This is a genomic window from Pseudoalteromonas sp. SWYJZ12 (assembly GCF_015864395.1).
GTDB classification, from domain to species: Bacteria; Pseudomonadota; Gammaproteobacteria; order Enterobacterales; family Alteromonadaceae; genus Pseudoalteromonas; species Pseudoalteromonas arctica.
Map to the genome: position 1 here is coordinate 437,190 of NZ_JADYXH010000002.1, position 13,229 is coordinate 450,418.

Annotated in this window: 14 protein-coding genes and 2 pseudogenes; 15 read left to right on the forward strand and 1 reads right to left on the reverse strand. The window is 34.8% G+C overall.

The window, feature by feature from the left end:
• Window positions 1–38: 38 nt before the first annotated feature.
• Window positions 39–1,185, reverse strand: a pseudogene (locus tag I6F42_RS04185) (IS3 family transposase).
• Between the two features lie 65 nt (window positions 1,186–1,250).
• Between I6F42_RS04185 and I6F42_RS04195 the strand changes: the two are divergent.
• The 15 genes and pseudogenes from I6F42_RS04195 to I6F42_RS04265 all read left to right on the forward strand — a co-directional run.
• Window positions 1,251–1,625: pseudogene (locus I6F42_RS04195) on the forward strand (hypothetical protein); the annotation flags it as partial.
• Window positions 1,626–1,871: 246 nt separating this feature from the next.
• Complete coding sequence (locus tag I6F42_RS04200) at window positions 1,872–2,360, forward strand: hypothetical protein (RefSeq protein ID WP_010552715.1); 489 nt, start codon at window positions 1,872–1,874, stop codon at window positions 2,358–2,360.
• 8 nt (window positions 2,361–2,368) lie between these two features.
• Entirely contained in the window at window positions 2,369–2,797 is a 429-nt protein-coding gene (locus I6F42_RS04205; protein WP_010552716.1) for a hypothetical protein, read from the forward strand.
• 354 nt (window positions 2,798–3,151) lie between these two features.
• Entirely contained in the window at window positions 3,152–3,730 is a 579-nt protein-coding gene (locus I6F42_RS04210; protein WP_148664650.1) for a hypothetical protein, read from the forward strand.
• A 39-nt stretch (window positions 3,731–3,769) separates the two neighbouring features.
• On the forward strand, window positions 3,770–4,462 hold the full coding sequence (locus I6F42_RS04215; RefSeq protein WP_010552718.1) for a hypothetical protein: 693 nt from the start codon (window positions 3,770–3,772) through the stop codon (window positions 4,460–4,462).
• Between the two features lie 377 nt (window positions 4,463–4,839).
• Entirely contained in the window at window positions 4,840–5,064 is a 225-nt protein-coding gene (locus tag I6F42_RS04220) for a hypothetical protein (protein WP_148664651.1), read from the forward strand.
• A 686-nt stretch (window positions 5,065–5,750) separates the two neighbouring features.
• The gene (locus tag I6F42_RS04225) at window positions 5,751–7,733 is read left to right on the forward strand and encodes an IPT/TIG domain-containing protein (RefSeq protein WP_010552721.1); all 1,983 of its coding nucleotides are present in this window, start codon (window positions 5,751–5,753) and stop codon (window positions 7,731–7,733) included.
• Between the two features lie 15 nt (window positions 7,734–7,748).
• Window positions 7,749–8,243, forward strand: a complete 495-nt coding sequence (locus I6F42_RS04230; RefSeq protein WP_197151032.1) for a hypothetical protein — start codon at window positions 7,749–7,751, stop codon at window positions 8,241–8,243.
• Between the two features lie 5 nt (window positions 8,244–8,248).
• Window positions 8,249–8,839 carry a hypothetical protein gene (locus I6F42_RS04235; protein ID WP_033013010.1) on the forward strand — a complete coding sequence of 197 codons (591 nt, stop codon included), beginning with the start codon at window positions 8,249–8,251 and terminating at the stop codon, window positions 8,837–8,839.
• Between the two features lie 25 nt (window positions 8,840–8,864).
• A complete protein-coding gene (locus I6F42_RS04240; RefSeq protein ID WP_158522941.1) occupies window positions 8,865–9,017 on the forward strand; it encodes a hypothetical protein in 153 nt (50 codons plus the stop codon).
• Window positions 9,002–9,304, forward strand: a complete 303-nt coding sequence (locus I6F42_RS04245; RefSeq protein WP_197151034.1) for a hypothetical protein — start codon at window positions 9,002–9,004, stop codon at window positions 9,302–9,304. Before I6F42_RS04240 ends, I6F42_RS04245 begins: the two co-directional genes overlap by 16 nt.
• 145 nt (window positions 9,305–9,449) lie before the next feature.
• The gene (locus tag I6F42_RS04250) at window positions 9,450–9,878 is read left to right on the forward strand and encodes a hypothetical protein (RefSeq protein WP_010552725.1); all 429 of its coding nucleotides are present in this window, start codon (window positions 9,450–9,452) and stop codon (window positions 9,876–9,878) included.
• A gap of 131 nt (window positions 9,879–10,009) precedes the next feature.
• Complete coding sequence (locus tag I6F42_RS04255) at window positions 10,010–11,155, forward strand: hypothetical protein (protein WP_197151036.1); 1,146 nt, start codon at window positions 10,010–10,012, stop codon at window positions 11,153–11,155.
• Between the two features lie 947 nt (window positions 11,156–12,102).
• Window positions 12,103–12,897 carry a hypothetical protein gene (locus I6F42_RS04260; RefSeq protein ID WP_197151039.1) on the forward strand — a complete coding sequence of 265 codons (795 nt, stop codon included), beginning with the start codon at window positions 12,103–12,105 and terminating at the stop codon, window positions 12,895–12,897.
• The gene (locus I6F42_RS04265; protein WP_010552728.1) at window positions 12,894–13,106 is read left to right on the forward strand and encodes a hypothetical protein; all 213 of its coding nucleotides are present in this window, start codon (window positions 12,894–12,896) and stop codon (window positions 13,104–13,106) included. Before I6F42_RS04260 ends, I6F42_RS04265 begins: the two co-directional genes overlap by 4 nt.
• Window positions 13,107–13,229: the final 123 nt, after the last annotated feature.

Sequence of the window (13,229 nt, forward strand, 5' to 3'; positions counted from 1 at the left end):
TTATAAATAATAATGGTGATTGGACTTCCCAGCTTTCACTAAACAGTTTCTAACTCAGAAAAATACGCTTCCTCAAACTTAGCAGGTGAAACACCGCCTGTATGCGAGTGACGTTTTTTCGGATTGTAAAACATTTCTATAAAATTAAATATCTCTGCTTTCGCATCATTGCGTGTTGAGTAAATCTTCCTTTTAATTATCCGCTTTTTAATCGTTGCAAAAAAGCTTTCAGCAACTGCATTATCGTGACAATTCCCAGCTCGACTCATTGAGGGTACAAGGTTATGTTCTTTCATAAAGGCTAAGTAATCAGCGCTACCATACTGGCTTCCTTGATCACTGTGCACCATTACGTCAGCTTTGGGTTGGCGCTGATAAACTGCCATGAGCAATGCTTTAATTACTAAGTGCTTGTCCATGTTTTATCCATCGACCAGCCTACGATCCGCCTAGAGAATAAATCCATGACAGTTGCTACATATAAGAAGCCTTCATAGGTTCTCACATAAGTAATATCACTTACCCAAGTTTGATTCGGCGCAGGAGGATTAAACTGACGAGCTAGCAAGTTATCTGCAATGCGTGATGTTTTACCACCTTTAATATGGCGACGTTTATAACCTATTTGCGCTTTGAGTTTATGTTGGCGCATGATCTTAGCTACGCGATTAACACTACATTGCTCAGCAGCTTCACGTAAATCTGCGTGTATCCAAGGACTACCGTAAGCGCCACCACTGGCAACATAAAACTCTTTAATAAGCTTAAGCAAACGATTATCTTCGATTGCTCTATCACTCAATGGCTTCTTTAACCACGCATAAAAGCCACTGCGGTGTAGCTTAAATAGTTTATACATCGCAACAATAGAAAACTCATTTTGATGCTCACGAATAAAAGCGTACTTTACTCGGGGTTGCTGGCAAAGTACCTTGCGGCCTTTTTTAGAATGTCGCGTTCCTCCGTGACACGTTTTAGCTCGGCCTCAAGCTTGGCGCTCCTTAGCTGTTCATCTGATGATTTGGTTTGTTTGGGTTTCTCTGATAACTGGCTTCGCCAGTGATATAACGTTTTGGTACAAATATCTAATCGTTCTGATACTTCAGCAACTGAATAACCACGTTCAGTTATTTGTTTAACTGCTTCTATTTTAAATTCTTGGGTATACCGTTTGCCTTTGCTCACATAACACCTCTAATTAGAAGTTACAATGTAACTCATTGGGTGTCTAGCAAACTCTGGGAAGTCCAGACCATACCAGCATCAAACAGCGTTTAACGTATGCAAAGGATGGCAAGCAACCAAAACAACTACTGCGCTTTGCAGTCGTGCCACGTCAAATTATGCCAAAAGGGCTACCGTTTGAGCTTAAATCGTACCTTGAACTTGTTGAGTTAACAGGACGTTGTATACGTGAAGATAAGCGAGGGTATATTGAAAATATATATTTGTCTTTACTAGAAAGAGTGAGTATATCCCCCGAAAACTGGTTAAAGCTTACAACCCAATTTACGCGCGTATTTCATGGCGCAGTCGGCAGACCAGCTTCACAAGCAAGTTATTGTGAAAACTTAAACCGAAAGCGGCGAGCGAATATGAGTAACTGCGAAAAGCTATTTGCATAAAACTTAAGCTACTCAGTAAAACTGTTCAGTAATAAATCACAACTGCAACATGCAGTCATTTTCATAAGCCGAATTTAGGTTTAAGCGTGCTAATTTGTTTTTTATGGATGAAATGTAAGTAACCGAGTATTAAAAGATAAATTCTTAACAAAAGAATTAAATTTAATGGCAACGTTTTGTTTGTTCAATTAAAGTGCATGTCTAGTTTAGTTTAATGTTGTTATCTCAAGTAGTTCGAATAAGCTTGTGGTAAAAGTCCCTCAAGGTGTTAAAACAGGTGATGTAAATGTAAAGGTTAAATCTGTTCAAGCTAAAAATGCATTACTTTTTACTAACAGAGAAAGCGGCGCAACAGTGAGGTTTGGCGATAACGGAAACCTAAAAGATGATATATTCACTTTAACTTTTAATGGGGCCAGTAAACAAATTTCGTTAGGTCAACGTAAAGAAGAAATTTTTACATCGTTAACCCCAGGTGACTATAAGGTAATATTAACCGCAAATGATATTCCTGATGGTCGCGGTACATATTATGTTTGTTTTTCTGATAACATAACCGTATTGTCAGGCAGTAGCCCAGTAACAGCAAAAACTGTTCTAGCGAAGGCTGGCGATACGGTTTCGTGGAATATTAAAGTAGGGCAAGCTACCGGAAAAACCATCAGTAACTGTTCGCAAAGTGCCATTCAAGCAAACAGTACGAACAAAGTGAGCATACTTAATAACATAGATTAGGAAATCATATGAAACTCTATAAATTTTTAACATTACCATTATTATTATCTAACCTTGCTTATGCTGAGTCGGAGAAAGACTTAATTACTAAAATGTGCCACGACAATGCTATAAAGATCGTAAATAAGGATTTCGATTCCTATATACAAGATTTTCATCCAAAGGTTCAAGCTGTAAATAAGGCTAATTCATTTTCATATATGAAAAAGAAGTTTCTAAAAAAAGCAGCTAGATATGATGATTCGATTAAAACAGCTGATTACGAACGTACATTGTTTATATTAATAGATGAAAAAGATAAAGACTTTTTATTTAACATAGAAAAAAAAGTTCAAGTTGAAATTGGGTTTTTAAACATAGAAACAGGAAGTTCCCATTTTCTCTGTGACTATGGCTTAGATAAAGAAACTAATCAGTGGTATAAAACTAGTCTTTAATCAGTTTCTTATATTAAGCACATAGCTTATTGCACAAGAACAATTGAATTGTGTGATTTTTGAACGGCAAGAAAAATAACACTAAAAACAATAACATGCTGGAGTTTAATAAAGTACTTAATTTGAGCGCTTAAGATTCTTAGCGAAAATAAAGCCACGCTTAATTTTCATGGTGAATTAGTGGCGGATCATGGTGTAATTATGAAGCAAGAACTGTTGGCCCTGTAGAGTTTGAATATTCATTGTAAATTGGTTAGCTAAATAGTTTTTACTGCATCGCAATACGCTAGAAGAAGGAACCTTTAAAACGTGAAAGATTCACTCTCGCACTATATATATAACAATGTAAAAAACATGCCTGTTTTTGCTTATAATGATAATTATAAATTAAAAAATACGGGGCGATGGCCCCAAAAAACAACAAAACAGTGGCTAATTTTTTTTGTAATAAATACACTTGTTGCCGTTATTCTTGGGCTAATTGGCATAGACCTTACACCGAACAAGTATCCTACGTATTCAGATCCACAACTAATCCAATCAATAGTTTTAAATTTATTACTCATAAATACAATCCGCTTTGTTATATGGGTTAACCACAGTATTAAATGTGCCAAAGATTTAACCGTAGATAAACATACAGGCTGTGTAGAAACCATTGAATTTACTAAGCCGGTTAAAGTAACGGTAAAAGTATTTCCGACTAAAAGTACTGATTTTAAAATTATTACCGGGGCAGTAATTGAATACCAGAACAATAAAAAACAGGTTTTTAATCGCTTATCGATATTACAGCTTCCTGAATTTGTAGATTGGTTAAAAGAGAAGCATGGTGTAAGTATTGATTTCAAAACTTCATTAATTACAAAATTCCCACTGTATTCTTTATTGTTAATTACTTTTTTCTTAATGATTTTGTTATTTTTTATCTAATCCGTCAAAGGGGAACTTTGATTTTATAAAAGAGGCTTTATGGACTTTTTGTGTAACAAGTTTAGGCGATTTACTAACTCATATAGCGCGGATGAACGCCTTGAGAAAGAGTGTCAAGCCGATTTAACAACGTACCCTTTATTAAAAAACTTCACTAAAAAGCAACTCTACCTACACAGTGTAATAGCTTACATTGTTGGATTTTTATTAACCTGTTCTTTTATAAGTGAAGGTAGGGTGTACGATACCAATAATAGGCCTGAATATGTTGTACTTTATTTTATCGGCTTTTACTTTGCTATTTTAATTGCAGTTTTGTTTTTTAAACGTGGCAGTAAACAATCAATTACTCTGTATCAAGACTATTTTGAGTTTAAAGGCACTGGTAGTGTAAATAAAAAATTTTACTATCGGGATATTGAAGAGGTAACCGTGGGTAAGTTTGATTACACTATAGTTAAGCGTATTCGCGGAACGGTTAGTCGCCATGAAAATATTAAACTGCCATTTTTTACTCATGCAACATTTTTATTTACTAATAAAGACACGCTGACAATTAATCGTATAAACCTGTTTATGTTCCCTGAAATAATAGAAGTAATGACCAAAAGAACAGCTGTTGAAGTATCTTATTTGTTCCCACCTTTTATAAAGGCTATAGCAATTATGTTTGTAGCACTGTTTTTAACAGTACTCTCAAGCATAGTTATTGTGCAAACATACTTAGCTTAATAGGCGTTAATTGTTACTTTAACTTAGTTAAATTGGCCGTTGGTATTTAGGTCAAAAACCCTAACTAAATAAGGAAGGCTTAGCCTTCCTTTTTGTCATGAAAATTCATTTTTCGTGTTGGTGTATCAATGAGTTACAAATTACGAAAGTAAAGCAATGAGCAGCTAATATTTAAAGATAATGTCGGTGTCTCAGGGGTTATATTTCACTTTTTGTTGATGTGCTTAGGCGCATGGCTAATTTATATTAGTGTAATAGGTATATATAAAACTGGTGAGTTGGTTTTGTCCAGTATAATAATTTTATTGGGTTTAGTGCTGTGCACGCCGGTATTAAAGGTCAATAAAGTAATACTAAACGCTAAAAATAAAGATATTGTGAGTACACGATCTTGGCTTGGCTTCGTTACTAAAAAAAAGCATATTATTAATTCACAGTTATCCCTTGTTGAAGTAAGTGGCTTTACAACCGGTGAGTTTGAAAAATTATTTGATCCAGAAAAGCCGATACTAGAGCATTTTTCAATGAAGTTTTTTAGTTATCCAGAGCTCACAATGAACATGGCAACACTATCAGACATTTTAAAATTAGTTGCTTTTTAGAGGCGCATTTTGATACTGATTTGGCGCTAGTTGCAGGTAATCGTAGGCATAAATTAAGTATTGATGGTTTAAAAACTAAAAGCACAGAGTCAGCTGATATTCCTAATGATCGTTACTTTAAACAAAGCAACGGTGGTGAGTTAATAATAACAGCTAGACCCGTAACATCACCGCAATTTTGCTCGCTCTTAATGTTAATTTGGTTGTTTACATTATTTACTATTTGGTTTTTATTTAATCATGAACACCTTGTAGGAGCTCAATATTTACCAGCATTTGTTCAGTCAGTTTTATCAGTAATATTAATTGTGTTAGGGGGTTATTTAAGTACGTTAGTTATGGGCCGGAAACGGTTTAAAGTCAGTAATGAAGCCTTAATAATTAAAGCTACTGGGGCCAAAAACAAAGTTATAAAGTTAGACGATGTTTGGGACGCTGCTAAAATCGCGCGAAGGACTTACCTGTTAACTAAATCTGGCGCGATTTACTTAGATTATAACTTACCAAGAAAATACAGTATCACGATACATAATTGGTTTGCTAAATCAATCAACAAATAGGTGCCTATAGATGTGTAAGTTTGAAAGGCTGTCTTAAATTAGGTACGATAGCTTTATGAATTAAATAGAATTAGTTTTAGACAAATAATTAATACTTTTACGGACTAACAAAACAAGGATGGATTCTTGAAAACCCAACTATTATACCTTTCATTGCTAAGCGTCAGCTGTGCTTTTATCTCGCTAACATATACAACACACGTTCACGCAAAAACACTTCAAGTATCCTCACATGTAGGCACGTGGCAAAATAAAGACGAAGATGGTGACGGTGTACCTGATGAGCTCGATGCTTATCCCTTTGATGCAAGTAAAAGTGATTACGAATTAGTTAAAGAAGAAGAATTTAACAACAATCATGATTTAGCTACTATCGTACCAGAAAAGTTACCAGTTAAACTTTTTGGCCGAATTCAGCAAGCGAACGATCAGGATTATTATAAAATTAAGCTTAAAAAAGATGTGGCAGTAACCGTACTTTTATCGTCTTTAAGTCATGAATTTAAACCTGGTATGGCAGTAATGGATAGCTCTGTAGTAGCCATAGAGTCGTGGGCACCAAATTTTACTGCTGTTGGTAGATATAAGCGGGCCATTCAAGTAAAGCCGTCTGAGTCTGGCACATACTATATCGTTATTAACGATAAAGAATTTAGAGGTGAGGGGGCTTACGATTACCAATTGAATGTGTTTGTAGATGAGGATGTAGATGCAATTGATGACTCTGTAGAGCCTGCTTTTGGACTGCAAGGTTACACTCAAGATACAGATGGCGATGGCGTTTATGATGGTACTGAGTTTTATGTGTTTAATTTAGACTCAGCGTATGCTCATGATGTTGATACTGATGGCATTCCAAACTGGCTTGATGATGACTCCGATAATGATGGTATTAAAGATGTGCTTGAAGGTGCACTTGATTTAGACAAAGATGGTCTGGGCAACTTTGTAGACTCTGATTCCGATGGCAACACGGTTGCTGACAGTAAAGATGCTGGGAATGCTCAAAGGCCTGTAAATCATGATAAAGACGAATTAGCTAACTTTATTGATTTAGATGACGACAACGATTTAATTTTAGATATTAATGATCCAGAACCACTCACTTCAGCTAAAAATGCAGAATATGGAACTATTAATTATTTAGAAATTAGTAACATCTATTATTTATTAAATAGCAGCCAAGAAATTGAAGGCGTTATTTTAGCTAACCAAAAACACCGTGTTTACGGTGAAAACTTAGCAACTGGTTTTTTAAATTTTAATATTGAAGGCAGTGCAGTACCCGTTAATATAGCTGTTAATGCAAATGGGCAAGATTATGTTGATTTTGTAATGCCGCGTAATGCTACTAGCATTAGTTATAGCTCAGCAAATATAAGTACAGCACCTACAGCACTAACGTTTAATAAAAAATTCTCGCCGATAATAGCCAATCAAGGCGTTATAGAATCATCAGCAAATACTGAAGTTATTTTATCAGGTAAAAACTTTTCAGACGATACTTTAGTGTATTTAAACGAGGTAGAGCTTACCCCTTTAGCAACTTCTCCTACTAGCTTAAGTTTCACAGTTCCTACAAATGCTGAATCAGGCAAATTATATTTAAAAAACAGTTATGGAAAAAGTAACGCATCTAAAATTGCTGTATATAGTGAAACAACACTAACAATAGATGACTCCTTGTCGTTTGCTAATTCTAAAGTGGTTGCAAGTACATTTATATCTGGCATAGAAAAAACGGTCGATATTAACAATAGTGTTGCTGTCGTGCCTGTATCTAGCAATAACGCCACAACGATTACCTTATATTTTGGTGATGAACAAAAGTATTATTTAAATGCACTTTATTTAGGGCAGGCAGATTTACAAATCACACCACTATTTATTGCTGCATCTACTGCATGGGGCTTAAGTGGCGTGAACCAAACACAACAACTCGCAAAATTAAGAGCTTTATTCACACAAGCACTTAAGCTAGATGAAGTGATTGAGTTTGCAGATTATATTATAAAAAATAATAACCAATTGCCTAAATATAAAAGCAAAGAATTTACGACTTTAAAATGGGCGGCTGCGGATGCAATTACTGCTCATATTAAAAAATAAAAAGGACATTTTTATATGAAAGATAAATTAACCACACTTTTAATTACGGGGCCTTTATTAAGCTCATCTTTTTTATCAATGGCTAGTGAAGTGCCGTCTAAAGAGTATTTTAATAAACGCTGTATGGGCGCATGGCAAAACATTAAAGCCGGAGACCGAGAGGCTTTATTTGCAGAGTTACCACCTAAATTACAAAACTGGAATGAAGGTAAAACAGCATGGAAGCAAGTGGATAAAGCAATAAAAAACTACAAAGAGGATTGGGAGCAATTAAATTTAAATAATTTGAAAATAACGTTGTTAGATATCGCCGGAGAAGATCCTAATGGTAATGAATTAGTATCAGGTTTACAGAGTTCAGTAGATAAACGAATGGCTCGTTTTTACCCTGAAGCCACTCGTGAATTCACATTATTTTACACTTTTATAAATAAAGAGCGTAACGGGAGGAAATCATGCTCATTTTTAGAGTTTGATAACGAATGGTATATGTATCATAGACTACTTTGATTATTATGGACTTTATATCTGAAAAGCTTACGCATACATTTGAAGTATGTTTTGCACACAAGCGCTGGGTGCCTTATACGCGAATAAAATCGTTTTTAGGTATGTTACTAGGGGCGTTTGTCGCCTCCTTTTTTATTGATGGTCAACCGAGTTACTCAAATGCTGACCAAACACTGAATACCATGTTTGTGGTTACCCCGTTTTTGTTTTTTGGTTTGGTGCTATTGCAATCCTCGTTACAAAAAACATTTTATAACGCCGATGTTTATGTTACGCCTAGTGCCATAACCATGCCGGACTTTAAAGGTGAGCGTGAAGTATTTATCGCCTTTAAAGATATAGAGGCGATGTATATTAGTTACTTTCCGTTGACGCCGCTGCTGTGGTTTGGCTCTTACATAAGTACGCATTTAGCTATTAAATCAGTCAATGGTGAACGTTATGGAGTACATACGTTTAATTTAAGTGACTATAGAGCAATTGTTAATTACTTAACGCAAGTGCATAACGTAAAAATTAAACACCGTTTTTCATGGTGGACGTTAACCTACTTATCTCTTTTCCCAATTGGGTTTTTATTGGGCTTTATTGTTTAATTTATTTAAAAAACTAAGGAAAGGCATGAAATTAAAATATCTATCAATCCCACTACTTGCTAGTGTGTTAACTGGGTGTGGCACACAAAATGTTGTTATGACAAAAGCGATTAGCTTTGAGGCATCAAAATTTATGCGCGAAATGCTAAAACACAGCCTTTTTTGGTTGTTGAAATAGAAGGTGATGGAAAAACGGGTACCTGTAAGATTGACTTTCCAATAGGTATGCTAAAAAGCAAAAGAGCGATTAAATGCACCGGCTCTGAACTGCGAATGCGTTGTAAATATGATGATGTTAAAGGTTATGGCACGGGTTATACACATGAATATAAACACGCAGAGTTACACCACTTAGGTGATAACAAAGCCACGTTATCGTTAAATGTAGTGCTGTATACACGCAAAGAAGATTTTTCCATTGAAGTGAAAACATTAAAGCCAATTGAGTTTGAATACACGCTCTAAATAATAAATACACAGGAAAATGTTAAATCTTAGAAATAAAGTAAAAGCGATGTCTTATAAGTGAAAAGCATACTAACAAAGAGACATCATTTAACTGCCCCAGCAAAATTCAATCAACTTATCATCAATTATAACGGATTAAGCAATGTTTAAAAAAGTGATCATATCTTTACCCTTGTTATTCAGCTGCGCACATGCGTTTGCAGCTGAGCCCAATGTAGAGTTTAACGCTAAAAATAACCAAGCAGATATATTTATAGAAAAATGCCAGTTATGGCGAAATGCCATGCGCGACGATAATAAAGAGGTTATGTGGAGCTTTGTAGAGGAAAAATATAAAGGTACGCTTAAACCTAAAATGGCTAAGAAAATGGAAAAAGTGGCTTCTAGTCATCGGCAAGCTCTCGATGAAGCTGGGGTTTATATTAAACGCGCTGAATATTTATCGACAGAAGTACCAAAAGAAGTAGCTCAAGTTTTTATAAAATGGGGTAATGGTAAAAAAATGAATTTTAGTGATAGCTGTGTGTTCGAGCTGTTGCCTGGCACGACAAAATGGGTGTTAGATATATAGCTAGCTAGGTATTAATTAAAAGTTGACTTTGTCATATTAGACCAGCGATATGCATCGCTGGTTTATTTTTTGAGTACTAAGCAAGACTCATATAATAAATAATAAATATAGCAATAAAATAAGGAGTGTTCGTGCAAGTAAAGTTAATGAGCGAATGGGTTACCAATTTTTTGGCTGTCATTTTTTCAATGACAATTATATTAAGTGTACTCAGTGAAGATATACAGTCAGTTGTAACTAACACTATTTTTGTTGCTGTGTTGTTCGCTTTTCAACGGCGACTTATACTAAAAAACAACGCATTAATAACAAAAAGCCAGTTTGCACTGCTGGGTAAAACTATTTACGTATTTAATAGACAATCGATAGACCTTTCTGCGATAACAGAGGCTGTACTTACACAAAAACGCCATAAATATGATCTCAACATTACCTATGAGCAAGGTGGAGGTCATAAAATCAGCCACTTTTCGTTTTGGCGGCAGGGAGAGCTAGTTAAAAAGTTACTTGCTATGAGTAGTGTAAAATACGTTTTTAAGACGAGCGCAAAGCAGCATACCCAGAGTGTAAATAGAGGCGAAAGAGGGAATGCAACCGAAGAAACGGTATCAGACATTTTTCATCTGAATAGCTCTCGCCCCACAGATATAAAAACACATCACAGTATCTTACGATTTGCTTTGCCGTTGCCAGATAACAAAAAAAAGATCGTATTTAGTGTCGTTGGAGTATGTTTATTTTTTGCTATTATAGTCGTTGTATCAGCACAGAACTGGATCGCGGGCTGTGTACTTTTAGCCGTTGCTTATCTCAGTTATTGGTTAACAAAGGCCCACCTATGTAATAAGTATTATTTTATTTCTGAATCACCGCAAAGTGATATTGTTGTCAGCGATAATAGTTTACTGCTGCCAGCGTTATTATTTGAAGATAGACAAGCACATGAGTTTAAAAAGGAGCAAGTGCAAAATATAGATTTAAAATGGAATTACTATGTTGCAGGCAGTTTTCTAACGGATGCTACTTTTCAAAGTCGTGGAGTAAAGCAGCCTCATGTCGTAGAGTTGACTTTCGTAACAGAGCAAGGGATGACCTTAGCTCTCAGTGGTACTGCTATTGATGGGCCTGCGTTGTTATTAGCGCTAACTCATAATCAATATCCAGTATCCATTGAAAGAACTAGTAAGCAGGCATTACCTATGCTGACTCATATTCGTATTGCGGTGATATTCGCAATTATAGGGATTATCATATCTTCAATGATACGCTTTATTTGAATTCAAATAAGTAATTAAATATCGTACTCTAATTTACTATGCTAGTTAGCAACTTTGAGATATTCCATCTGCTTATTTTTTACGAAAAAAGCTATGAAGTAAAAATTAACGACACCCACTCTAAATTTTAACATTTCGAAGTTTTAGGCTAATTTTAGTTAGTATAATAAACCCCAGTGGATTCAATCGTAATGAAAATGTCATTCGGCTGACATTTAGATAGCTTCGAGATCCAATCATTGATGGCTAAATAGTCAATCTTTCTGTTTTTGAAGCATTTAAATTTGCTGCCGCTCTTGGCTTGATTTAACAATAAATAGAGATCGAGCGATTCTTTGCTTACATCAATTCCAACATTTAATCTTATATCAATGACTCCACTTGTAGATACTGCATCATTAGTAAATCACTAAGTGCTCGGATACCATCCAGTATTAGAGAAAGTAAAATCAGGGGATAATCTACAGCTCAATGTTAAATATTACGTGGTACAACATCCTCACTGATTTTAGAGCTTGGAGATAGCTAATTATCCCAAACCTCAAGATATCAGTTCAACACATTTAACGGCGGAAGTATTTGCAAGATCAGCGCGGCAACATTAGCAAATATAGAACGGATTACATTGGCGTTTAGATATAGAATTTAAAGAAGGTGCAGCGCCTGTATTTGCAGGGTTAAGGCATATTGCATTTAATTAATTAAAGGCTGAAACCAGTTTTAATAAAGGTATGCCAGTAAAGCAGAAGAAAGTTATGCACAGAACAGCTTACCTTGAAAGGTATTGATTTATAGTGTATTTCACGATCTTCTCCTGGGCTGATTACAAAGTAGGTTCAAACTTTACTTTTTTAACAAATACGTTACTGATAAGCTATTAGGTACGGTTAATCGATTTTAACTTGCTGGCTATTATTTACGGTTATTACATTTTTAAGGAGAAAATTTTGAAAAGTATTTCTAAAGCTATATTATTTTTGAGTATTAGTTTATGTGGTTATGCACACGCACAAAATAACCTAACACTTAATTATCAAGTCACTAAAGAGTTAAATCATTTTGCATACATTAAAATAAAAGTCACCGATAAATACCTTCGTACAGACTATGTTTTACCAAATAAAACCTTTACAGAAATGACTATTAAAGATGATGGTCAATATATTTTAGATCATCAAAAAAATATCGCATACAGATTAGATTATGCTTTAAATAAAGAAAATAGTGATAAAGCTTTTACTGATATGATGAAACACGCGCCAGGGTTTACTAAAGAACAAATTTATGAAATGAGCTTAGATCCTAAAAACGACCCTAATAATTATATCGCTTACGAAAATGAAGGAGAAAACGTATTTATAGGGTATTTTGATGATGAAAAAGTCCAAACAGTAAAAACGAGCTCATTCCCAAACCAATTTCTATCATCTGCTGAATATACTTGGCTTTTAAAACGAGCACGAGAAGATACTTATTTTGGAAAAGCTTTTGTTGGTTTTTTAGATGTGCCTTTAATAGATTTTATGCGTAAATTTAAGTACGACACAAATCAAATACCGACAGAAATATCATTGCATAATGAAGGCAAAGCTGTTTTTTTAAAGACTGTTAGTAACAGTGTAATAGATGAAAGCGAAGTTGAAATAGAGCTTCAGTTTATGATTAAAGACATAACTAATGAATCGGTTCAATTTTTGAAGAATTTAGAGAGTATTGCTAGGGAACAAGGAGTAATAGAATGAAAAAAACCACAAAAAAACTCATTAGATTAATGGCTGCGTCACTTATTGGTTTAATGCTTTTGAGTTATGGGCTCTTAGCAATGACTCTTGATACTGAGTCTAATCCAATAATCAACTATATCTGTATAGGAGGAGGGTTTATTTTCTGCATGGTTATAGTCATATTTGTTGTGAAAGAAGGTCTGAACAATCAGAGCATTCCTAAATAATCCTTTAGGTTCAACGTTTGTTTATCTTGAATTAACCTTTTGCAAATACAGCTTTTTAGGTAATACATTAGTACTTTAATATGTAAAAACATTAAAATTAATAACGATAACTAATTAGTTTTG